Origin of the sequence: Asaia sp. W19, assembly GCF_003994335.1 — a bacterium.
Taxonomy (GTDB): Bacteria; Pseudomonadota; Alphaproteobacteria; order Acetobacterales; family Acetobacteraceae; genus Asaia.
Genome location: NZ_PNQZ01000013.1, coordinates 122,719 through 146,791 on the forward strand (window position 1 = coordinate 122,719; position 24,073 = coordinate 146,791).

A 24,073-nucleotide genomic window follows, 5' to 3' on the forward strand; every position below is an offset into this window, starting at 1 on the left:
CCTACCCTCTTCTCGGCTCCGCAGACTCTAGAGATCGGGATTACGCTCGATCGTGTCACGCTCGTTCCGATGCACCCAGGCAGAGAGCAGCAGACCAAAGCCGAACATCATGGTGAGCATGGCCGAGCCGCCATAGGAGATCAGCGGCAGGGGCACACCGCCCACAGGAATGACACCCATCACCATCGAGAGATTGACCGCGCAATACAGGAAGAAATCGACCGAGATGCCAAGTGCCAGCAGGCGACCGAACTGGTTGCGACTGCGCATGGACATCAGCATGCCGCCCACCACAAGCAGAGCCAGAAGACCGATAACCGAGATCGCCCCGGCATAGCCCCATTCCTCCCCAATCATGGTGAAGATGAAGTCGGTCTGTTTTTCCGGCAGAAAGTTCAGCTGTCCCTGCGTTCCCCGCAAATACCCCTCGCCCCACATCCCGCCCGAACCCAGCGCGATCTTGGACTGGATGATATTGTACCCGGCCCCAAGCGGGTCATGCTCCGGATGCAGAAAGGTGTCGATACGCGCCTTCTGGTAATCATGCAGATGGCCGTAAACGAATTTGCCGAGAAACGGCACGGGGGCCACCAGAAGCGCGATCTGCCACAGGCGCATTCCCGCTGCAAAGAACATCGTCGCGCCGATAAGCCCGATGATGACCGCCGTGCCAAGATTGGGCTCCTTGAGTACCAGCGCCACCGGCAGCAGGGTCAGGAGCGCAGGTGGGATCAGGCGCAGTGGATTGCCCATGCGCTTGATGTCGATACGGTGAAACCAGCTCGCCAGCGCCAGGACGAGCGCGATCTTGGCAAATTCCGAGGGCTGGAACTGAAGCCCTGCCAGATTGATCCAGCGCTCAGCCCCTTTGCCCACATGGCCCATGCGGAGCACGAGCGTCAGCAATGTCACCGCGCCGAGATAGACGGGTATGGAGAGCAGGCGCAGCACGCGCGGGCTCGTCAGCGCCACCACAATCATCATGACCAGACCAAAGCCGAAACGCACGATCTGCGGCCGGGCAAAAGGCTTGGCCGTGCCGCCCCCTGCGGAGTAGAGCGCCAGATAACCGACCCCGGCCAGAGCGCAGATGAGCAGCACGTAAAGCCAGTTGATCTGAAGCAGCTTGCCCAGAAGCCGGAAACTCGGCTCTGGACGCCACAGGCGTTTCTGCCAGTTCATTACTCTGCGTCCGCGACGGCCTGACCGGGGGCGTGATCGTGATTGACCGGATCGCGCTGAAGCGTATCGGTCATGATATCACGTGCCAGCGGGGCAGCGGCATCCGCGCCGCCATTCCCGTGCTCGATCACGACCGCAATGGCATAACGCGGCGCATCATAAGGTGCGAAACAGATGAAAAGCGCATGGGGACGCTCCTCCCAGGGGAGGTTCATCGAATTGAAGTGCCCACTCTCACGCAGTGCGCGCGACACGCGCCTGACCTGAGCCGAACCCGTTTTCCCCGCCATTGCCACATCGGGGATATTCAGCCGGGCTTTAGGCGCCGTTCCGCGCGGCGCATTCACGACATCGAACATGCCTTGACGAATGACCGAAAGATGCGCGTCGGGGATATCGAGCACAGGAGCGGCATCGAGCGGCGTATGCTCGGAATCGTGCTCGTTGATCTTGCGCACCAGATGCGGCGTCACGTTACGCCCGGAAGCGATGCGCGAAACATAGGTGGCGAGCTCAAGCGGCGTGACCTGCACGAAACCCTGACCGATGCCGGCATTGACGGTGTCACCCCCATTCCAGTGAAAGCCGTGTTTCTGGCGCCATTCGGGCGTGGGGATCACACCGGCGCGGGTATGGGGAAGCTCTATATCCAGCTTGGTGCCGAGACCGAAGCCATTGGCCATGGCCTTGATGGGCTCCATGCCGATCTTGCGCGCCGCCAGATAGAAATAGACGTCGCAGCTATACATGAGTGCCTGCTGCATGGTGATGCTTCCATGCCCCCAGCGCGACCAGCAATGAAAACGGACCCCACCCATGTCGTAATAGCCAGGACAGGTGAACCGGTCCTGCGGGCTGACCAGCCCCGATTGCAGCGCAGCCAGAGCCACGGCAGGCTTGAAGGTCGATCCTGGCGGGTAGACACCGGCCACCGTCTTGTTGATGAGCGGGGTACGGACGTTATTCGTCCATTCGATCCATTGAGCGTGGCTCACGCCTGAATCAAACAGGGAGGGATCGAAAGACGGTGTGCTGACCATGGCCAGCACCTCGCCATTACGGCAATCCATCACCACGACGCTGGCAGCCTGATCGCCGATGCGGTTGAGCACCATCTGCTGCAGCCCGGCATCGATGGTCAGGACGATCTCGTCACCCTGCTGGCCGTCGACGCGATCCATCTCACCCATGACGCGGCCCTTGGAGTTGACCTCCATCTCGACAGAGCCCGGCGCGCCGCGCAGCAGATCATCCTGGGTCTGCTCGATACCGGCCCGACCGGCGCGCATGCCCGGCAAAGCCATCATCGGGCTGGAGGCCACGTCGCGCTCATTGGGAGGCGCGACATAACCAACAATATGCGCCAATTGCGGTCCATAGGGATAAAGCCGCGTCGTGCCGACATCAATCAGTACGCCAGGAAGGCTCGGCGCGTTCAGTTCGATACGCGCCATGTCATCCCAGCTCAGGAAATCCTTGAGAGCGACAGGCACGTATTTACGAATATGGCGCAGGTCGCGCTCGATACGCGCCTGATCACGCTCATCGAGCGCGATGATCTGGCCGAAACGCGCGATGGTCGCGTGGATGTCGGTTGTCTCCTCCGGCATGAGGAGCGCGCGCCAGTTAACCTTGTTGCCCGCCAGCTGGATGCCGAAGCGATCGACGATCTGCCCGCGTGCCGGGGCAAGCAGACGCTTGCTCGTCCGATTGCGGGCCGCCAGGTCGCGCAGATGATCGCCCTCATGCACCTGGAGATCATAGAGCTTCTTGCCCAGCACGCCGAGCACGCCTGCCTGGGTGGCAAGCACGAGCAGGGCGCGGCGCGTGAACACACCGCGCGAGGGCGTTACCTCCTCACGCTTGCTGCGAGTCCGGGATGACTGCGGGCGCTTTGACTTCATCGCGTGGCAACATATCCGCGATACGGAGCGCGCATGGCTACAGGTCCACCTGTCGGGCGTCCGGTCGGAAACGCTGCGCTGCGACGGAACATCATGCTCAAAACCGGGCCTTCAGGCTTGTTCAGGGTCTGCCACCGTGCGACGCGCCCATGCGAACAGGGCGCTCAATGTCGGATAGATACCAATTGTCACCGCAGCCTGAAAGAGACTCGGCCCCGGTGAGAGGAACGTCAACGTCCCGATACACGCGATGATCCATCCAAACAACGACAAAACAAGAGCAAGACCGCCCAGCAAGGCCCAGGCGAAGAGAAAGCTGATCCGGCTGAGACCATAGCGCCACAGATGGGCCACGCCGTGAAACACGAGCAGGGAAAACAGGAATACGCCAGGAGGGCCGAAGCTTAGCATCTCGCAGACCAGACCGACGCAAAAGGTCATGAATGGCGTCATGGATTGGGGGCGATGGGCCGACCAGAAAAACACCGTTGAGGCCGCGATAGCAAAACCCAGTTCGCTCTGGCCCGGTATGCCAAGCCCCGCCGACAGCACAAACGCGCTGACCACGATGAACAGCGAGGGCAAAAGCGCGCGCATGAGCCGGTCCAGCCGACGACGCAGGGTCAAACGCGGGGCGATGCCGGGATGGATGTCAGGCGCGTGACGATGGGTAACCATGCCTAGCCCTGCCCCCTTATCGGCTTTTGAAACGGCACGAATGGCAGTTCAGGAGCGACCGGCATGGGGGGCATGAGCCTGACGCGACCGGGCGCATCCGGCCCGGCATGATCGGCGCTCATGTAATTGAAGACGCGCACGATATCGGGATGATCGAGCGAGGCCTCGGGCACCACCACCGGACTGCCGGGGCGCAGATAATGCACCGTCCCCACCACGAGCCCTCCTGGCATACCGGCAAAGGCTCCGTGCTCATGCCCGTCCGGGGCGGGTTGCTCGCCCGTCACAACGCGCTCGCCTTCGACCGGACGATTATCCTGGGCGTAGTAGATGAGCCTGGGATAGGCGGAGCCGTCTCCGGCCATGATCGCGTTGCCGCGCGAGGCGGTAAGCATGACCGGGATACGGCTCGCGTCATCATTGATCATCAGAATGCGCACGGTACGGTTACCGGTTTCCGTCACACGCCCCAGCAGCCCGGAGGCGTCGAGTGCAACATCTCCCGGCACGATGTCATGATCCTCGCCCACCGCCAGCAGGATAGAACGGCCATATAATCCGCCAGCGTCACGCAAGGCATGGCCGCTCACGAAATTCGGGGCGTTGTCAGGAATCCAGTGCAGGCTGGCCTTGAGCTGGGCATTCTCATTGGCCAGCGCCACCGCGACATCGTACCAGCGGCGCAGCTTCTGATTCTCGGCGCGCAACCGGACATTCTCACCCGCAATATCCGTCAGGCCCGTCACCGACTGACGCAGCTGGGCAAAAGCCGTTTCCGGCGCTGCCATCAGGCGATAGGCAGGCGAAAGTCCATCTGCCAGCTTCAGCCGCGCCGAATCAACGATGGGCCGACGTGTGAGGCCGAGCATGATCAGCCCGATTGCCAGCACGAAAAAAAACGGCAGCATCAGCTTCGCGAGTGCGTGTCGCCCCTGGATCGACAGCATCGACGGGATGCTCCCTGGTTATCAGTACATCGAGATCAGGACATTCCGCAGGCGGCGCATCTCTTCCAGTGCGCGCCCCGTGCCCAGCGCCACGCAGGACAATGGCGACTCACCCACCGTCACCGGCAAGCCTGTCGCATTGCGCAGCACATCATCCAGACGATAGAGCAACGCGCCACCGCCGGTCAGCACAATTCCCTTGTCCACGATGTCCGCAGCGAGTTCCGGGGGCGTGTTTTCGAGCGCCGTGGTGACGGCATCCACGATCTGCATCACCGGCTCGGCAAGACTCTCCGCCACCTGGGCCTGGCTCACCAGAACCTCACGGGGCACGCCATTGATCAGATCGCGTCCCTTGACCTCCTTGACCGGCCCCGGATCACGCGGGTCATCCGGCAGACACGCCGAGCCGATATCGATCTTGAGACGCTCTGCCGAGCTCTCGCCGATCAGCAGATTGAAGGTCTTGCGGATATAGGAAATGATGGCGTCGTCCATCTTGTCGCCGCCCACACGCACCGAACGCGCATAAACGATGCCGCCAAGCGAGATCACCGCAACCTCGGTCGTGCCGCCGCCGATATCGACGATCATGCTGCCCGAAGGTTCGGTCACCGGGAGACCCGCGCCGATCGCCGCCGCCATGGGCTCCTCGATCAGCATCACCTTGCGCGCACCGGCACTCTCGGCGCTCTCCTGGATCGCGCGACGCTCGACAGCCGTCGAGCCCGAAGGTACGCAGACGATTATCTGCGGGCTGGCGAAGGCGCGGCGATTATGAACCTTGCGGATGAAATGCTTGATCATTTCCTCCGCCACTTCGAAATCGGCGATTACGCCGTCACGCAGCGGGCGGATGGCCGTAATATTGCCGGGGGTACGCCCGACCATCAGCTTGGCTTCCTCGCCAACGGCGAGAACCTGCTTCTTGCCTCGCACCTCGGCTATGGCAACCACGGATGGCTCGTCGAGCACGATACCGCGTCCCTTGACATAAACGAGCGTATTGGCGGTGCCGAGGTCGATAGCCATGTCTGCCGACATGAGACCCAGCAGACGTGAGAACATTCAAGCCTCCTGGCCGAAAGATTTGCGCGCGCGGGTGGCGCCCTGGCTCCTTTTCGCCGACATTCCTTCCTTTTTCGGGAGGAGATACCGGGGGCATGGAAGTCATGACGCGAGATATTCTGGCGCAGGGCTTACCGGGGCCAAGGGTGGGGAGCAAGACCCCTTGCGGGAAAATTGCAGTTTAATGACCACAATCCAGGATCCCTGCCACCCGGCCCTGGCAGGGGTTACCTTGCGTTACAAACAATCGCTTCTCTGCCATTTTGGCGCCACGGTAAGAACGCGCGTCCCATGGCGATATGACGCCAACCTGTTCACGTCTGAGTGGACCCGGGAAACCCGGGAAACCGCGCTCCGTTCGTGCAGTGTTGACTGAATGACCTAGGATACCCAAGACCATGACCAAGCGTTCTATTTCGATCCGCCCGAGCAAGCTTCTGGCTCTCACAGCCTGTGTGGGCATGCTCGGCCTCAGCGCTTGCGGCAACCCCTATGATCCGGGCGCACGTGCCGGTTCGGGCGCCCTGATCGGCGCTGGCGGCGGTGCAGCCATTGGCGCCCTGGCTGGCGGTGGTCGCGGCGCTGCTATCGGCGCGCTGGCCGGTGGCGCCCTCGGTGCGGCTGGCGGTGCAGCAACCACCCCGAACCGTCCGCGTTCGGGCTACTGATCTGACCTGACTGAGAGAGTATAATGGCCACGCCCTCCTCGAATTCGACCAGCCTGCCAACACGGCTTGCCGCAACTCTGGGGGTGGCAGGTCTTTGCACTCTGCTCAGCAGCTGCGGAAGCCCATATGACCCTGGCGCACGTGCCGGGTCTGGCGCCCTGATCGGGGGGGGTGCCGGTGCGGCCATCGGTGCCCTGGCGGGCGGCGGACGTGGCGCCGCAATCGGGGCTTTGGCCGGCGGGCTTGTAGGCGCTGCCGGTGGCGCGGCCACAACGCCTAACCGTCCGAGTAATACCTACAGCCAGGGCGGGTATTACAATCAGGGGGGTTATTACAACCAGGCGCCCCAGCAGGCCTACCCCCAGCAATATGCCCAGCCCGCGCAGAATGGCTACGCTGCTCCGGCTTACCCGGCGCAACCACAGGCTGCGTACCCGCAAGGGGGATACCCTCAGAATGGCTACCCCACCGCGCAGGGCTATCCCGCCTATAATCAGGGCTACGGCAGCGGTTACTGAGCGCGCTGGTACACGAGAGCCCAGACGGTCCGCCCATTCCATATCAAGCCCCCGGCGGTCCGATCATGGCTTCCGGGGTTTTCTGTATATGAGCTGCGCCATCGGCCTCTGAAAAAGAACGCGAATAGCACGTTCACTCAGGGAGGATGTCTTGCGCGAATGGCGCTCATTCCAGCGGGCGCCTTGCTGAATGGACAAGCGGTGTAGGGTACACCAAGTGCGTGAACTTAGGCTCCTATCCGAAGCGAGAGCGCCCGACCGGAATATCGGCCGGCGCTCTGGCTGACGTCTCAACCGTAGGGCCATCGAAGCCGCCACGAGCTCGATGCTCGCGAGGGCTCTGACAGTTTCTCGTCCTCAGGCAGTCAGCGCTTCAGGCTCGCTCCGGGTGCGCTTGATCAGCAGCTTGTTCAGCGCATGGACATAGGCGCGCACGGCGGAAACGACTGTGTCGGCATCTGCACCCTGACCATCCACCATCTTGCCGCCTTCCCGCAGGCGCACAGTAGTCTTGGCCTGGGCATCCGTCCCTTCGGTCACAGCGCCGACCGAGAACAGTTCGAGAGCCGCCTCATGCGGGAAGATTTCTCCAATCGCCTTGAATGCTGCGTCGACCGGGCCATTGCCGGTCACCTTCGCGCTGCGCACAGTGCCATCGACCAGCAGTTCGAGCTCGGCTTCTGCGGGACGGCGCGAGCCTGCCTGAATGTCGAGCGAGACAAAGCGAATACGGTCGTGATCGCGAGTCTCATCATCGACGAGCGCACGGATATCATCGTCGAACACGGTCTTCTTCTGGTCAGCCAGAACCTTGAAGCGTTCGAACGCGTCCTGAATCTTCTCATCTGGCAACTCGTAGCCCAGCGCCTTGAGCTTGTCGCGAAAAGCTGCGCGGCCCGAATGCTTGCCCAGAACCAGCGACGTCTTGCTCCAGCCTACGCTCTCGGGCGTCATGATCTCATATGTTGCGGCATTCTTCAGGATACCGTCCTGGTGGATACCGCTCTCATGCGCGAAGGCGTTGCGACCGACGATGGCCTTGTTGGGCTGCACGTCAAAGCCGGTGATATTTGCGAGCAAACGCGAAATCCCGAGCAGACGCGGCGTCTCGATGCGGTTCTGGAACGGGATCTTGTCGCGACGTGTACGGATGGCCATCACGATTTCCTCGAGCGCCGCATTACCTGCGCGCTCCCCGATCCCATTGATGGTGCATTCGATCTGACGCGCCCCGCCTGCCACGGCTGCGAGAGTGTTGGCCACGGCCAGTCCCAGATCGTTATGGTTATGCGTCGAGAAAATCACCTTCTCCGCACCCGGCACGCGCTCGCGCAGCATGGTGAAGATGGCCTGCAATTCCTCCGGCGTGGTGAAGCCCACCGTGTCGGGGATGTTGATGGTAGTAGCACCATGGCGAATGGCCGTCTCGACGCAACGGCACAGGAAATCGGGCTCGGTACGCGACCCGTCCTCGGCCGACCACTGCACGTCATCGGTAAAATGCCGTGATGCCGTGTTGCCTTGGGCGATCAGCTCCAGCACGGTTTCCGGCTCCATGCGCAGCTTGTACTTCATGTGAAGCGGCGACGTGGAGATGAAGTTGTGAATACGCCGCCGCGGAGCCTTCGCAATCGCCTCCCCCGCAGCCTCGATGTCACGCTTGCCACCACTCCGGGCCAGACCGCACACAACCGACTCACGCACGGTTTCGGCAATCTTCTGCACGCTCTCGAAATCGCCGGGAGAGGCCACGGGAAAACCTGCCTCGATCACATCGACACCCAGTTCCTCCAAGGCCTTCGCCATGCGGATCTTTTCTTCGAGGTTCATCGAGAAGCCGGGTGATTGCTCACCATCACGCAGGGTCGTGTCGAAAATAATGACGCGGTCGTCAGCAACCGTGCCGAAGGAAGGATGGGAGATGGTCATGGCAGTCTCTTTTCGTGGCTTTGGACAACAAGATCGTGAACCCCCTGAACGCGCCGGAGAACCCGGCGGCGAAATGCGCTCAGGGGCAGATAAGTCGAAGCGTACGAAGGAGGAGGCCCGGGCACAGATCAGCGCGTGCGGCGGCACGGGATCCTATGCTGGAGAAGGGCGTCAGAATGTCCATGACGCCCTTCCTACTGTAAAAGACAGGGTCTTGCCTAGCGCGACAGAGACAATTTCTACCCTGCGCGCGCAATATTCGTTGTCGTGGAAGCGAAATAGCGATCGATCGCTGCGCTCATGGCGCTGGCTACCTGCTGCCGATACGCCCCCTGACGCAAGGCCGCCTCATCATGGCGATTGGACATGAATCCCATCTCCACAAGCACAGAGGGAATGTCGGCAGATTTCAGCACCACGAAGGCGGCGTGCCGTGCCGGGTGGCGCAGCAGGCCGATACGCGGCTGGAATGCCGAAACGACACTGGCCGCCATATGGGCAGACCCGCGCCGGGTTTCTTCATTGACGAGGCTTGCCAGGATATCCTGCACCTCGGACGACATGCCGTGAAATGCTGGCCCGGCAAAACGATCCGCACTGTTCTCGGTCTGGGCCAGCGAGGCCGTCTGAGCATCGGACGCACCATTGGACAATGTATAGACGCTGGCCCCGCGCACATCAGGATCATGCAGCGCGTCGGCATGCATGGAGATGAAGAGCTGGGCCTTGTGCCGATGTGCCAGATCGACACGCCCCTCCAACGGAATGAAATGATCATCCGCGCGCGTCATCACCACGTCATAACGGCCTGACGCCTTGATCTGACGGTAGAGTTCCTTCGCCGCGGCGGCGGCGATGTGCTTCTCGTAAGTGCCACTCACACCGATCGCTCCGGGATCCTTCCCTCCGTGGCCAGGGTCGAGCATGATGACCGGACGGGGCGGGGCGGCCGTACCGATCACCGCAGGCGCCTTGGCTGGACCGTGCGCCGAGGCATGATGCGTTGGCTTATGCGCGACGCTCTTATGGACCGCGCTCTTGTGGGCCGAAGCAAACCCCGTGAGCGGCCTCAACAATGCCCCGGTCATCAACGACCCGCCAAGCAGATTCGCCACCTGACGGCGGGTCGGATCGAAAACGGGCATAAGCGACCTCAAACAGGAAGAGCGACTGTCTATTTTCTGGCGTAGAAATGCGGTGTCAACATGGCAGGGGCGAGCGTCTTGCACGGATCGCCGTTTTACGTCATCCTGTGGAAGAAGGATCACGAAACGGTCGATCCGGCGCCAGGACGCAGCCCCGTACACAGGGGCGTTATCTGACGCGCCGCTCCCGTTTTCCGCCATGCTTCGCGCGTCATCACGGTTTGCAAGAGCCCTCCCTTCCCGCTGGCATAGCCGCTGGATGTCAAGAGAGGTCAGTCTTCGAACACGGGGCGCAGATGACAACTCGCAGGGGCCGCATGAAATCTGCCAGTCTCGTTTTGTGGAAAACTACCGGAGCGGGCTTTGCCCTGCGTCCGACGCTGTTCCGCGAGCGCTGGTCCTATGGCCTTTTTTCACAAACCACGCCTCGACATTCTGCCGCGCGCGCCGGAACAGCCACTGTGTCTGCACAGGGCTTGCACCCGGCCGTGACAAAGGCCGACCGGAGTCTCCCTATTTATGAACAAGCGTATGCTGATCGACACCACCCACGCGGAAGAAACCCGCGTCGTGGTTATGGATGGTGATCGTCTCGAAGATTATGACATCGAAACGTCGTCCAAGAAGCAGATCAAGGGCAATATCTATCTCGCCAAGGTCATTCGCGTAGAGCCAAGCCTCCAGGCCGCCTTCGTCGATTACGGCGGCAATCGCCACGGCTTCTTGGCGTTCAGCGAAATTCATCCGGATTATTTCCAGATTCCTGTTGCTGACCGCGAAAAGTTGCTCGCCCTGCAGGATGAAGACCTGCGTGCCGATGAGCGCGCCGAGAATGAACAGGACGCGCCTGCTGTGCCCGAGGCCGACACGGCCGAGACGGAAGAGTTCGAAGCCCGTCCCGAAACGGTGGGGGGTGAGCACGACACCGGTGACGAAGGCGCAGCCGCCCGTCGCACGGCGCGCTTCCTGCGCAACTACAAGATTCAGGAAGTCATCCGACGCCGCCAGATCCTGCTTGTGCAGGTCGTCAAGGAAGAGCGCGGCAACAAGGGTGCGGCGCTGACCACCTATGTCTCGCTGGCCGGTCGCTATTGCGTGCTGATGCCCAACGCCCTGCGTGGCGGCGGCGTATCGCGCAAGATCACCTCGGACAGCGATCGCAAGCGCCTGCGTGACATCATTGCCGAGTTGGATCTGCCACGCGGCATGGCCATGATCGTGCGCACGGCCGGTGCCCAGCGCCCTGGTCCCGAGATCACCCGCGACTGCGAATACCTGCTGCAGCTCTGGGACGATATCCGCAATCACACGCTTTCATCGGTCGCGCCAACGCTGATCTATGAAGAAGCCAACCTGATCAAGCGCGCCATCCGTGACCTGTTCAGCAAGGATATCGAGGAAATCGTCATCGATGGCGAACCGGCCTGGAAGAATGCGCGCGAATTCATGCGCCTTCTGATGCCGCACAACGCCAACAAGGTGAAACTTTGGCGCGACCAGAGCCAGAGCCTGTTCGGCCGCTATCATGTAGAAGGCCATCTGGACGCGATCTTCTCACCCACGGCCCAGCTGAAATCGGGTGGTTATCTGGTGATCAACCAGACCGAGGCACTGGTGTCGATCGACGTGAACTCGGGTCGTTCGACCGGCCAGCGCAATATCGAGGACACGGCGGTCCGTACGAATCTGGAAGCCGCGGAGGAAGTGGCGCGTCAGCTGCGGCTGCGCGATCTTGCCGGTCTTGTCGTGATCGACTTCATCGACATGGAAAGCCGCAAGCACAACGCGATGGTCGAAAAGCGCCTCAAGGATGCGCTGCGCTCGGATCGTGCACGTATCCAGATCGGCCAGATCTCGCATTTCGGCCTGCTCGAAATGTCGCGTCAGCGTCTGCGTCCCTCGATTTCCGAAGCCGTACTTGTACCTTGCCCGCATTGCCAGGGCACAGGTCATGTCCGCGGCGTCGAGAGCGCTGCCCTGCATGTCCTGCGCGCCGTCGATGAGGAAGGCCTGAAGCAGAAGGCCGCGGAAATCAGCGTGCACATCACCTCGGGGATCGCTCTTTATATCCTCAACAACAAGCGTGAATGGCTCGCTGAAATTGAGCAGCGTCACCGCATGCGCGTGTCGTTCCAGCCTGATGACAGCCTGACCCCCGCCGATCTGCGTATCGAGCGTCTGCGTCCGCAGGTGCCTGCCGAGCAGCGGGCGGTGCGTGAGCGTGATGATCATGAGGCTGGCGTTCAGGTGGAGCCCGCAACCTCTGTCGTGCAGGAAGAGGAACTCGAGCAGGAGCTTGACGCCGCGCAGTCCAAGGAAACCCGTGACGAAAACGGTCGCGAGGAAGGTGCGCGTGAAGAGGGCGGCCGCCGCCGCCGTCGCCGCCGCCGTCGCAATGGCCGCCGCTCCGACGAGTTCCGCGATGGACAGGGCCGTGACGACCAGCAGCGCGACGCCACCGCCGAGACCGACGACGAGGCCGACGATGAGGCCGAAATTTCCGGGAACACCCCGGAACAGGCTCCCTCCGAGGAAAGCAGCCTGAGCGAGGCTGAGGCCTTGATCGTTCCGGGTCGTCGTCGCATGCGCACCCGTCGCGTTTCCCGTGAGGAGCGCGCCGAGCCGACACGTGACGCACGCCCGACCGAGGAGCGTCGCAATACGCCGGAGCGCAAGGAAAGCCGCTGGGAGGGACCGACTCCGGCCAATCCGTTCGGTGGTGCATCGTTCGACATCTTCGACATGATTGAGCAGGCTGAATCGCGTCTGGGGGCGCCTTCCGCGCTTAATACGGAACCCAAGCCCACATTGGCTGAATCTGTCCCGGTCGAAGCTTCGCAATCCGCCGCCGAACCCAAGGCCGAAACGTCGCGTCATGGCATCGAGGCTGAAGGGCGAAAGGGTCGCTCACGCCCGCGTCGTCGTCCTGCGGCTGCGGAGATATCCGAGCCTGCCCCCTCTGCGCCCGTGCCGGAAGCGGCTTTGCCCGTTCCCGAGCCTGTCGCAGTGGCGGAAGCCGATCAGGAGAAGCCGGCTCCACGCCGTCGCGGTCGCCCGCGCAAGACGCCGGTTGCAGCCGAGATTGCCGAGACTTCGGGGGAGGCCGCAGCCGCAGAGGGCACACCGGTCGCCCTGGTAAGCGAACCGGAGGCACCCAAGCCCCGCCGTGGTCGTACGCCGCGCAAGGCAGCAGACGCTGATGCCGCCCCGGTGGCCGCGGAGCCCAAGGCGCCAGCCAAGGGCCGTGGGAGCCGCAGCAAGGCAAAGGCCGAGGATGCGCCCCCCGTGGTCCAGCCCATCAATGTCGATGAGGTTGCTCCCGCCAAGCCACGTACCGGCTGGTGGAAGCGCTAAGCACCATCAACGTTCAAAAACGAGAAAAAACGAGAAAAAACGGGGCGGCTCACACCGCCCCGTTTTTTTGATCTTGATGGTGATGACAAGCCGCTCAGCTCGTACTCACATGCTCGACAGGACACCGACTGACGTTGATGAACAACGTAGCTGGTACCAGCATCCTCTCACCGCCATGTGTCGAACGCCATGAGGTCCGCCCCGTCGTGAAGCATAAGGATCAGGACAGAGGCAGAAGCGGAATGTCTGAAACTCAGAAGTCGCTTAGAGCCACGCGCTTCCAGCGATTACTGGCAACGCAGACATAGTGATAATTGCTGTCATCCTGCGTCTGCCCCGGACTACATGCCGCGCTCGATGAGGCAGGCGTCTCCAACTTCTGGATAAGGGTTCCAACGTTCAAACGTGCAGGCTCTCCCGAAGCTGCCAGAAACTGGACAGTATCGGCCCCCTGCCCAACGAGACGCGGGTTCTGACCACCGCGGGCAGAACCGAGCTCGAGACCATGGGTGATGACCACATTGCCCTTTGCCCTCGCGACAAGACTGTAATCCATCTCGCTTCCCTTACCGACACCCAGACCAATTCCCGAGGGAATTCCCGCAGGATCGAAAACGAGCTGACCCGCTTGATGGCAGGAAATCTTGGAGGCATCGCTACAATCGGGGCGCGCAACATATTCAAGATCGTCCCCGGATTCGAGAGCACCGAGGTGATAGGACGGGTTTTCCTGCCCGTCACGAGAGACATAGCCGTGCAGGGCAACAAATTTTGAAGGCAGAGCAAAGCTGATCGTTGCTCCATTGGCCGAAATGGCCGCGGCCAGTGGCTGCGCCAGATCGATCTGCGTCACGCCTGCCCGTTCGTCCACGTTGATGGCCGTGATTGTATTCGTTCCCTGAGGCAGCGCAGCCTGAATTGCCGCGTTAGAAGAGGTCATCTGCAGCGCCGCTGGCGAGGCGCGCAGATACCCGGCGATCACGCCCTTGACTACAAGGTGTGTCGCGCCACGTTCCGCAGCCGCCGAGACGGCGTAGGAGTCACGGAACTCGCTACCCATGATACCCTGCCCCAACGAAATGACCGATTGTGTGTCGCCCACGTTACCGGGAGCATTTCCGTCGCGGTTGCGGAACACGTTGAAAGCAGCGTCGGAGCGAATGAGGCGGCCACCGTAAGGGAAGACACCATTCACATCGAGACCAACGGGCATCACGTTATTACCCGCAAGGTTCAACATCCAGGAATCAGGCGAAAGAGGCAGGGTCGAACCACCCCAAGTCATGGTCAACCCGCGTGAGCTTGTTTCGCCCGGGTGGGTACCCGTCATCCAAAAATCCCACTCGTTATCGAAAGCCCGTGTCAGACCATCCACAGGACGCGTATATTGCTGAAGGCTGTAGGAGTTGAAGTTCTTCGTACTCATGCCGAAGAACAGAGCCGGATAGCGATAGCGATGTGTCTGAGTCGATTGATAGACCTTGCCATCAGGTCCGGTATAGGAAATCCCGCTGAAATCGATCTGATCGCCCTTATTGGTTCCCGGCTGACCGGTCACGCCAAATCTGTCCACGTCTGGGTGCGCCAGAGTCACGAAGCCAGCCCGCGCAGAAGATGTGCCGGGATAGAAGCTTGCCTCGACATAAATCCCGGTTCCGTCATCTCCTGTGCTGGTGTCGAGCCCCGCGAAATAGCCGTAGTAATAATTCGGATAATCCGTATTGCCGCCTTTCTCGGTGGAGGCCATTCCATTGACGATATTGGTAAACATCGACATGCGCCCCCGGAAGACAGCCGCCTCCTCGTCCGAGAGCTTGGGATAGACCACGACTTCATGGGCGTTCCTGAAACGGTAGGCATAGGCCTTACCATCCCGAGAGACGACCTTGAGGGTCAGTGTTGCGTGGGCGGCAAGATCGCTTGCAAGACTATATCCGCTCGACAGGGTCACGCGGTGATCAACGCCAATCTGGGTCTTTCCGTCAGCAGCGAAAATCGGCACATCTTCCGCGATGACCGGCGCCTCATCGACCAATGTTCCATCCTTCGTCCGGAACTTGGCGCCACTGGCGAGGCAGGTAAGGTTTGGACCGCAAGTCGTCACCTCGGTCATATTGATGAAGCTTTGCCCTGCCTTGGCAAGCGCAAGCGTCTCATGAAGGCTGCCCCCGACGCGGTGCGTCCCGTCGGCATTGGTGATCAGCTCATTCCCACCAAGCATGTCCAGAGGGCCATTACCCTGGGAACGGGCATCGATATTGATGCCATCGGTGTTGCCAGCTCCCCCACGATGAAAGTTTTGCGGGCCGCGCATATCGGTGAACTGATAGCAGGACCCTCCCTCATCGCCGCCGGAAGTATTCGTACACGTGGCCTTGATATGCATGTATTGGCCATCTCGCGCACCACCCAGCATGAGCGTATCGGGATGAAGGTTACCCCAGTCAGCGCCGTTGCTCATCCAGAGGCGTGAGCGATCATTGTCTGGTGCCCCTTTGCTGAACGCATCGGCGGCAAAATAACCCGCATCCAGCAATCGGCCGCCATTCAGGACGAAGTCGCTGGCCCGGACCGGTCCATTGAAACTATAATTATTGCCGTATCTTTGATTGGTGAAATAGACGCTGTTGCTGGCAAGGTCATAACCGATATGGACCTTCTGATTGTTTGTATCGAGGGAGAGCGTATCAAAGACAATCTCCTTACCGGGCTTGTCAAACTCAACCAAGCCGGGCTTCATACCCTCCGCATTGATCCCTCTCGCATTGACGTTGCCTTCGAAGCGAAACTCATTGCCGTAACGATCATTGGTAAACACGAGCGCATTCTTGGTGGGGTCCCAACCGATACGCACGTAGGGATTGTTGCTATCGAGGGAGTTTGTGTTGAATACGACGCTATTGCCTGGATTTTCCAACAAAAGGCGCGATGGCACGACGTCATCTGCGCGTAACGACGACGTTTTTATTGTGCCGTTGAAGTCGTAAATATTACCGTAATGATCATTGGTAAAATAAACTTTTTTCTTATCGAGGTCGTACCCGATGTGGATCTGCCGGTTATTCGAATCCGGAGACCCGGTGTTGAAAACAATCTCCTGATTATGATCAGGAAACTCGATATGGCGGCTCACAACCGTATTATTAGACACGTCATTGGTCACGCGTCGAGTCGCGTCCAGACCAGCCACACCACCTCCTTTCCCGATATCAGAGCGCTTCAGGGGCATATCATCAACCTGTGCCCAGACGGGCGCACAGGTCGCGATACCAGCGCACAAAAGCAGTGCGCGAGCACGAATATATTTCAATATTTTCTCCGGGAATATGATGCTTTATTTGCATCATATTGGAAATGTAGCATATTCTTCGTATATCTTCCAGGTCTTGACGCTTGAGAGCCTAATTAACCGCGCTCCGCGTCCCATGCGCCAAGCGCAAATCTCAGGGCGATTTCATCGAGCCAGTCCAGATCTCGGCAGCCTGAGGCCTTTCCAGCGCAGGCTCTTTGTGACTCTTGTATATTCAGTCCTTATCGAGCCAGCCTGCCTCGCGCAGACGGGCAACCTGTGCGCGTGCGACCGGCACTTCCAGCCCATTGGACAGATGCAAACGCAAAGCTCTGGGCGTTCCTTCCCAGCGGGAAACAGCGTGGCGCGCAACCCACCAGCTACGATGGACCTGTAATCCGTCACATCCGGATTGCCTCGCAACGGCATCGCGAAAGACGCCGTGCACCAGACGCGAGCCATCAGCGACATAACAGCGTATGTAATGGTCCTCCATCTGCAGCGCGTGGATGTGTTCGGGCCTGGGATAAGCGGTTCCAATACGCAGCCCCTCTCCCTGTGCTGCGCCAGACTCGGGCTGGCTTATATCGGGCGTAACCAGCTCTTGCGGCCGTGGCACGTCCCCCTTGGCAGAAATTTCGGCGCGCTTATCCCGATAACGCCGCCACAGCAGCACGCCCAGAACGCCTGGCAAGGCGATCGCCAGAACCTGCACGTACCATATCCACCAGCCGGGCAAATGTGGGGCGATCTCTGGCCATATCGTTAAAGCGAGGTCACGCGTGATCAGAGTCTGAAACAGGCTCAGAAACGCGGTGCCAGCTATCACTTCTATCCAGAAGAGCGCACCTCCTCGATGGAGGATGCAGGCGCTCCGCAGCAGCACGAGCGGGCCGGCATAGAGTCCGAGCCCCGCCATGATCGAGGCAATCCAGTAAGCGACCCGGTCGAGCAGGCCGGGATTCTGATAGCTGCCATAGGGGCCGAGAATGCCGAGAAACAACCCGACTCCCATCGACAAAGCCAAGCCTTGCAGGAGCAGGCGCGGGCGAAGCAGAGGTCCCTGTACTGCAAGACCATGGACCTGGCCGGGGTGAGAGTCCAAGGCGCTGTTCAGATCTCTCTGCTCCCCGTCTCTCAAATGCTCATACCCTCCTTGCCTTGCGCCACGCGCTGACTGCCTGAGCCAAGAATGCCGTGCACGACGCGGCTTGCATACCCCGCCCAATCGCTCAGTCGCCCACTCGCCCATTCACGAAAACAGGCTGGCTGGCCACATAAATCAGAGGTTTCTGACCTTGTCTCAACAGGAGTCTGCCCTTTTCATGTCGTTAAGCCGTCGCCTCCCCCTCGCCACCCTGATACTCGCCTGCTGCCTCGGCTCTGCCATGGCACAGTCCTCCCCCACGCAGAATCCCCCACACCTGGAGGTGGGGTGCCAGCATCTCGTTACACCGGAGGGGATCGAACTGGGCATCTGGTATCCGAGCGCCGATACGCCTACCTCACAAGCGCTTGGCCCGTATGCACAGGAATGCGTGATCAATGGTCCTGTACGCGATGAAAATCATGCGCTGATCGTGATCTCGCATGGCACGGGTGGCTCATGGACCAGCCACCTCGATACCGCGGCTGCGTTGGCACGGGCAGGGTATGTCGTCGCGGCCCTCACCGAGCCGGGGGATAACTGGCACGATACGGCGCACGCGAGCGATCTTGTGGGCCGGACACGGGCCATGAGTGCAGCGCTGACCTATATGCTCTCAGCATGGCCGCTTTCTGCCCATCTGGACCAAAATCGCATAGGGGCTTTCGGCTTTTCAGCAGGAGGGCTGACCGCCCTGCTTGCAGTCGGCGCCCGGCCTGATCTGACACGCGTGGCCCCCTGGTGCGCGCTCCACGCCGCCAGCTTCACCTGCACCCTGCTCCATAAGCGCACACTGCCGACCGATGCCCGCCTCCCGTCGGTACAGGACACACGTTTCAAAGCCATGGTGATTGCAGCCCCGGCTCTGGGATTCACGATGACACGCGCCTCACTCGCACCCGTTACATTGCCCGTGCAACTCTGGCAGGCCATGAATGATGCGATCCTGCCCTCACCCGGATCTGTCGAGCCCGTGCGCGACAATCTGCCCTCGCCTCCCGAATTTCACGCCGTGAGCGGGGCCGGGCATTTCGACTTCCTGGCGCCGTGCCGGGCTGGCTATGAGGCAATGGCAATCTGCCAGAGCCTCCCTGGCTTCGACCGCGCTGCGTTTCATGCCGTATTCAACAAGGCGCTCACGGGCTTCTACGATCGCACATTGCTGAACAGCCAAAAAAGCGGGTCGGGCATGCCCGGCCGGTGATCGACGAGAACGCGCGGCACAATCACCCACCGAGCATGAACCGATGGGCATCGGACCGGCATGACGGGCGTCAGCATGCCTGTCAGTCCAGCCCTGCAGAAGACGATAGGGCAGTTCCAGGAACGAGGGTGAGTGCGATCAGCGGCAGACGCTGGGGGCGCCCGTTGCCGCGATATAGGTGCCGGTCAGTGGATTGAAGCAGGCATTTTGCGGGCAAGTGCTGCCTGAGGCGAGACCATCGCTGAAAACCTGCCCACCCATACGGTTCGTCTCCTGCTGTACCGCGCCGCAAAGCGGCGTGTTCACCGGGGCAGAGGGATCGTTGGTCAGTTGCGCCTCATTGGCGGGAGGCGGTGTCTCCCCTGTCATGCCGGGGGCGAAATCCTGCGGCGGGATGCGCGCATGGACCTGGTTCTGCACAGGCTGCGGCGACGCCGCGTCTTCGCACCCCGCGAGAAGAGCGAGTGACAGCGCTGCTGCAGCAGCTGCCCTGAAATGTGAGCGCATCATAGACCGAGATCCCCCTGTTCTTCCTGTTCCGTGCCTACAGGGTCGAGGCGTCCGGAGCGTGTACCATCAGCAAAACGAAGCGTGATTGCCCCGCCGCGTGGCCGCCCCGAGGCTGTCGTCACCGGTTTGCCGCGTCCATCCTGCACCAGCGCATAGCCTCGCGCCAAGACGGCTTCGGGCGAAACTGCCTCCAGACGACCTGCGATACCGGCCAATCTTGCGCGATCAAGCCCTAATCGGGCCGTCAATGTCTCGGTACCGAGGCGGGCATGAGTAAATCCCGCCCGTTCCTGCTGCATTCTGTGGCGTATACCCACGGCAAGGGCCGCACTTGCCAGATCGAGGCGAGATCGCTTTTGTCCCAGGAAATGCGCCGCCGAGGGCACGCGCCCCTCAAGGCTCATGAGCCTCTGGCGCGCGCGCGCGGCAACCATGGGGAGCGCGAGTTCGAGGCGCTGCCCACGCTCATCGAGGCGCAAGCGTGCAGTTTCCAGCAGGCTCGGCAGATCGGGCAGACGCGCGCTCACCTGGTCCTGACGCGCCCTGGCCAGTTGCAACTGGCGTGACAGAGCCCCTGCCAGACGCGCGCCACGATGCGCGAGATCCGCCACCATTTCCGAACGCAGCGGAACCGCCATTTCTGCCGCTGCTGTCGGGGTCGGGGCCCGGCGATCCGATACGAAATCGATCAGCGTCGTATCTGTTTCATGCCCAACGGCTGAAATGAGCGGGATGGGACAGGCAGCGACGGCGCGCAAAACGCGCTCGTCATTGAACGCCATCAGATCCTCAAGCGACCCGCCCCCGCGCGCAACGATCAGCAGATCGGGTGAAAGATCCGGCTGGAGGCCCAGGTTCGCAAATCCTTCAATGGCCGCGGTGATCTGGGCCACCGCCCCCTCGCCCTGCACTGCCACAGGCCAGACAAGCACCGATCGGGGAAAACGGCGGGACAGGGTGGTAAGGATATCATGCAGCACCGCCCCACGGCTCGAGGTCACCAGGCCGATCAGCCGTGGCAGGAAAGGCAGCGGCTTTTTGCGCTCGTTATCGAACAGGCCTTCGGCCAGCAGCTTCTGGCGCAGCTTCTCGATCTTGGCGAGCAACGCGCCTTCGCCTGCGAAGCTCATCTGATCAATTACGAGCTGGTAGCTCGAGCGGTCGCCATAGGCCGAGACCCGACCGGTTGCGATCACCTCGATCCCGTTCTCGGGCACCAACCCCAGGCGCGACACCGAACCACGCCAGACCACGCCCGAAATCTTGCCGCCCTGATCTTTCAGGGAAAGGTAGATATGACCGGAGGAATAGCGTTTGAGCTCGGTAATCTCGCCACGGACACGCACACGGCTGAAACTGCCTTCGAGCGTGCGCTTGATTGCGCCCGAAATCTCGCTGACCGAATATTCGGGGACATTCCTGCCCGCGCTCTGTTCGTTTTCGCTCATGCGCGCAGTCTATGCTACGGAACGCGGGCTAGGACCAGTCAGAACAGGAAGAATGACGATGCGGGTGTTACTTGTCGGATCAGGCGGACGCGAACATGCTCTAGCGGCCTGCCTGTCCCGCTCTCCCGAACTCGAGGCGCTCTATATCGCCCCCGGTAATCCAGGCATGGCGCCGCTCGGCACACTGGTGCCGCTTGCCGCTGACGACGTGACAGGACTCGTGGCTTTCGCCCTCGAACAGCGAATCGACCTCGTCGTCCCTGGTCCTGAAGCCCCTCTCGTGGCCGGGTTGGCTGATCTGTGCGCCAGCGCGGGCATCGCCTGTGCCGGACCGAGTCAGGCCGCCAGCGCCCTGGAGGGCAGCAAGAGCTTCACCAAGGACGTCGCGGATGCCGCCGGCATTCCGACCGCGCGCTGGGAGCGCTTCGAAGAGGCCGAACCCGCCCTCGCCTTTGTCCGTCGTCGTGGGGCTCCCATCGTGATCAAGGCGGATGGTCTGGCAGCAGGTAAAGGCGTGATCGTGGCCCAGACGCTGCAGGAAGCTGAAGACGCCATCATCGATATCCTGACCGATCGCAGCTTCGGCGAGGCCGGGGCCAGTATCGTGATCGAGGAGTGCCTGGTAGGTCAGGAGGTCTCGCTCTTCGCCTTCTGCTCGGACGGCGACGCCGTTCTGATTGGCGCTGCGCGCGATCACAAGCGCATTGGCGAGGGGGATACCGGCCCCAATACGGGCGGCATGGGCGCGATCGCTCCCCCTCCCCATTTCGATCGCGAGGCACAGGAAAAGGCGCTCGACGTCATGGTGCGCCCCATGCTGGCGGAGATGGTGCGCCGAGGCACGCCCTTCCGGGGCATCATCTTCGCAGGGCTGATGCTGACGCAGGATGGTCCCAAGCTGATCGAATATAATGTCCGCTTCGGCGATCCCGAGGCTCAGGCGCTCCTGATCCGTCTTGATTCCGACCTCCTTCCCGTTCTCAAGGCTCTGGCCGCAGGCCGACTGGACGATGCTGCCATCCGGTTTACGGATGACGCCTCGATCTCGGTCGTTGTGGCCGCGCGCGGCTATCCCGGTACGCCGGCGAAAGGGGGGGCGATAAAAGGGATCGAGCGTGCCGAAGCCGTGCCGGGCGTATCGGTTTTTCAGGCGGGTACCGCTCTGGTGGACGGGAAGCTCGTTGCCTCTGGCGGGCGCGTGCTCACAATCTGCGCGCGGGGCGAGACCACCGAAATCGCACGCGCACGCGCTTATGAGGGTGTGGCGGCCATCGACTGGGCCGATGGGATCTATCGCCGCGATATCGGAGCCTGACGGGCCCTCGGGATGGGCGGAGCCATGCTCATCCCTCGCCTGCAAAAGTGTGCAGTGCCCGGATCAGGCCCACGCAATGATCCGAGACCTTCCAAAGCGGGAGCCGTGAAACGACACGGTTCTTAGCGACGTCAAGATTGGACAGCCTGACCGTCTTGCCTATCAAGGCCATGACGCGCGATGACTCGGCCTCCTGCGTAGCGACACCCCGCCCTGAGCCGCAATCGACTTGCGATCAACATGGACACTCCGTCTTCCCTCCACGTCAAACGCCCGATGGTGGGGCCATCGGGCGTCAGGAGGACCTGGTCAGCCAGTGAAGGCCCGGGAATCGTCCTGCTTCTTGCCGGGCAGTTCCACGCCTCAGTGATACTCCGTCATTTCGACAGGGGTCTGGGGGTCAAATTCCGACGGGTCCATTTTATTTTCTTGCGCAAACGACGTGTCCGCATGAGTCCATCCTTCCTTGTTGCCCCGCACTTCAAGAGGAGCATGATCTCCCAGGATCTTGATGATCCTGGCATTGGTCAGAGTTGAATTGTCGATCGTTACGACCACCGGCTCGTTGCGTTGCCGGCTCTCCTGGTAGAGCGCCTCCTGCTGCGCCCTTCGTTCAGCGGGAGGCGGATGATCGTTGATCAGCCACGTCCAGGCCCCCGAAGGACGGTGGAACTCATTCTCGGGACGTATCGCCGCATCGGGATCGGCCCCCATGGCAAGGCGATACTGGTGGATGGATTCTGACGGAATGTCACAAACCAGAAGGTCATCAACGGCGATCTGGGCATGACGGGCAGTGTCGAACACTGCCATGATCGTATGCTGCATCATCCTGTTCTCCGTGGTGTCGTGATGAGATCGACGACAGCATCACGTTACAGGATAAATCACTTATAAAACGTTTATCACGTTATTTTGAGGGGATATATAACATTTAGTGGAATGTGCTGCGCCCAAAGAGCGCGGAACACTTCGCAGCCGCGACATCGCTCTGCCTCGCGCCCCGACGGCCTCTTCGGCTTCAAACGATCCCAAGGAGCACTTAACACCCGCGAAGCGTCAGATCTCACCGGCCGTACGAAAAATCATTGACGTTTCAGAATATCCGCGATTGCCATTACGTTGAGGGATCGTGAAGATGTCTGCACAAGCTTTGGACCTCGCATCAGGGACAAATAGGGGCAGTAAAAGCAGGCAAGGAGCGCAGAATGATGCCAGATGACTTCGCGGGGATGATGGCGGTCCTGTTCATCATCTTTGCCATTGCAGTCATATTACTCAGCCTTCTGGTCTATCTCATACCGGCGATCGTGGCATTCTATCGGGACCATGATGCCAAATGGGTCATCCTGATTCTGACGATCGTAGCGGGCTGGACATTCATCGCATGGATCGCCCTGTTCGTATGGGCTATCTGGCCGGAAGACCCTGTCAAACATCCGTCTCATCTGCCCTGGGGAAACGCCCCCATGCCGCCGCCCTCGCCCGCAGGCCATGGTCTTTCGCCCGAGGCGCATCTGGCCGCCATGAACAGGCTGCAGGAGATGTTTGATCGTGGCCTTCTGAGCCGAGATGAGTTCAGGGCGCATATGAATGCGCTGCTCGATCCAGCCATGCCGCGGCCCTGAACACGGATCTTCACGGCTCTTTCTACAAAGGCGGAGCCAAGGCACGCAGCGCCCCTTATCGGTACTGCACCATGTGGGCGCCATAACCACGCCACGAGACTGCCATCATTCCTTTCAAGTAATGATGGCAGTTTCAGGA

At 61.0% G+C, this 24,073-nt stretch carries 18 protein-coding genes; 6 read left to right on the forward strand and 12 right to left on the reverse strand.

Features of this window, described 5'->3' with window-relative positions; genetic code table 11:
* Positions 1–27: 27 nt before the first annotated feature.
* From rodA to C0V97_RS02215, 5 genes are all read right to left on the reverse strand, one after another.
* The gene (gene rodA, locus C0V97_RS02195) at positions 28–1,182 is read right to left on the reverse strand and encodes a rod shape-determining protein RodA (protein ID WP_127100281.1); all 1,155 of its coding nucleotides are present in this window, start codon (positions 1,180–1,182) and stop codon (positions 28–30) included.
* Entirely contained in the window at positions 1,182–3,086 is a 1,905-nt protein-coding gene (gene mrdA, locus C0V97_RS02200; protein WP_127100283.1) for a penicillin-binding protein 2, read from the reverse strand. The genes rodA and mrdA overlap by 1 nt, the downstream gene beginning before the upstream one ends.
* 111 nt (positions 3,087–3,197) lie before the next feature.
* A complete protein-coding gene (locus C0V97_RS02205; RefSeq protein WP_127100285.1) occupies positions 3,198–3,764 on the reverse strand; it encodes a hypothetical protein in 567 nt (188 codons plus the stop codon).
* Between the two features lie 2 nt (positions 3,765–3,766).
* Positions 3,767–4,711, reverse strand: a complete 945-nt coding sequence (gene mreC / locus C0V97_RS02210; protein WP_127100287.1) for a rod shape-determining protein MreC — start codon at positions 4,709–4,711, stop codon at positions 3,767–3,769.
* A gap of 21 nt (positions 4,712–4,732) precedes the next feature.
* Positions 4,733–5,779, reverse strand: a complete 1,047-nt coding sequence (locus C0V97_RS02215; protein WP_127100289.1) for a rod shape-determining protein — start codon at positions 5,777–5,779, stop codon at positions 4,733–4,735.
* Between the two features lie 398 nt (positions 5,780–6,177).
* Here C0V97_RS02215 and C0V97_RS02220 point away from each other — a divergent pair, with 398 nt between their 5' ends.
* Complete coding sequence (locus C0V97_RS02220; RefSeq protein ID WP_127100291.1) at positions 6,178–6,447, forward strand: hypothetical protein; 270 nt, start codon at positions 6,178–6,180, stop codon at positions 6,445–6,447.
* A 23-nt stretch (positions 6,448–6,470) separates the two neighbouring features.
* The gene (locus tag C0V97_RS02225) at positions 6,471–6,965 is read left to right on the forward strand and encodes a hypothetical protein (RefSeq protein WP_233581918.1); all 495 of its coding nucleotides are present in this window, start codon (positions 6,471–6,473) and stop codon (positions 6,963–6,965) included.
* Positions 6,966–7,322: 357 nt separating this feature from the next.
* Here the strand turns inward: C0V97_RS02225 and C0V97_RS02230 are convergent, their stop codons facing one another.
* Complete coding sequence (locus C0V97_RS02230) at positions 7,323–8,894, reverse strand: 2-isopropylmalate synthase (protein WP_127100293.1); 1,572 nt, start codon at positions 8,892–8,894, stop codon at positions 7,323–7,325.
* A gap of 239 nt (positions 8,895–9,133) precedes the next feature.
* Complete coding sequence (locus C0V97_RS02235) at positions 9,134–10,039, reverse strand: N-acetylmuramoyl-L-alanine amidase (RefSeq protein WP_127100295.1); 906 nt, start codon at positions 10,037–10,039, stop codon at positions 9,134–9,136.
* A 519-nt stretch (positions 10,040–10,558) separates the two neighbouring features.
* Between C0V97_RS02235 and C0V97_RS02240 the strand changes: the two genes are divergently transcribed.
* Positions 10,559–13,393 (forward strand): ribonuclease E/G, encoded by a 2,835-nt coding sequence (locus C0V97_RS02240; protein ID WP_127100297.1) that lies wholly within the window; start codon positions 10,559–10,561, stop codon positions 13,391–13,393.
* Positions 13,394–13,646: 253 nt separating this feature from the next.
* Here the strand turns inward: C0V97_RS02240 and C0V97_RS02245 are convergent, their stop codons facing one another.
* Together C0V97_RS02245 and C0V97_RS02250 are read right to left on the reverse strand one after the other, a co-directional pair.
* On the reverse strand, positions 13,647–16,703 hold the full coding sequence (locus tag C0V97_RS02245; RefSeq protein ID WP_127100299.1) for a hypothetical protein: 3,057 nt from the start codon (positions 16,701–16,703) through the stop codon (positions 13,647–13,649).
* Between the two features lie 214 nt (positions 16,704–16,917).
* Positions 16,918–17,787 (reverse strand): LytTR family DNA-binding domain-containing protein, encoded by an 870-nt coding sequence (locus tag C0V97_RS02250; protein WP_158625321.1) that lies wholly within the window; start codon positions 17,785–17,787, stop codon positions 16,918–16,920.
* Between the two features lie 220 nt (positions 17,788–18,007).
* Between C0V97_RS02250 and C0V97_RS02255 the strand changes: the two genes are divergently transcribed.
* Positions 18,008–19,033: a prolyl oligopeptidase family serine peptidase gene (locus C0V97_RS02255; protein WP_199751576.1), complete on the forward strand. Its 1,026-nt coding sequence runs from the start codon at positions 18,008–18,010 to the stop codon at positions 19,031–19,033.
* Positions 19,034–19,171: 138 nt separating this feature from the next.
* Here the strand turns inward: C0V97_RS02255 and C0V97_RS02260 are convergent, their stop codons facing one another.
* Together C0V97_RS02260 and xseA are read right to left on the reverse strand one after the other, a co-directional pair.
* Positions 19,172–19,540 carry a hypothetical protein gene (locus C0V97_RS02260; RefSeq protein WP_127100731.1) on the reverse strand — a complete coding sequence of 123 codons (369 nt, stop codon included), beginning with the start codon at positions 19,538–19,540 and terminating at the stop codon, positions 19,172–19,174.
* The gene (gene xseA / locus C0V97_RS02265; protein ID WP_127100303.1) at positions 19,540–20,991 is read right to left on the reverse strand and encodes an exodeoxyribonuclease VII large subunit; all 1,452 of its coding nucleotides are present in this window, start codon (positions 20,989–20,991) and stop codon (positions 19,540–19,542) included. Before xseA ends, C0V97_RS02260 begins: the two co-directional genes overlap by 1 nt.
* 58 nt (positions 20,992–21,049) lie before the next feature.
* Between xseA and purD the strand changes: the two genes are divergently transcribed.
* Positions 21,050–22,306, forward strand: a complete 1,257-nt coding sequence (gene purD / locus C0V97_RS02270; RefSeq protein ID WP_127100305.1) for a phosphoribosylamine--glycine ligase — start codon at positions 21,050–21,052, stop codon at positions 22,304–22,306.
* A 363-nt stretch (positions 22,307–22,669) separates the two neighbouring features.
* Here purD and C0V97_RS02275 read toward each other — a convergent pair whose 3' ends face one another.
* Positions 22,670–23,137, reverse strand: coding sequence for a hypothetical protein (locus C0V97_RS02275; protein ID WP_127100307.1), 468 nt, complete (start codon positions 23,135–23,137; stop codon positions 22,670–22,672).
* A gap of 377 nt (positions 23,138–23,514) precedes the next feature.
* Here C0V97_RS02275 and C0V97_RS02280 point away from each other — a divergent pair, with 377 nt between their 5' ends.
* Positions 23,515–23,934 (forward strand): superinfection immunity protein, encoded by a 420-nt coding sequence (locus tag C0V97_RS02280; RefSeq protein ID WP_127100309.1) that lies wholly within the window; start codon positions 23,515–23,517, stop codon positions 23,932–23,934.
* Positions 23,935–24,073: the final 139 nt, after the last annotated feature.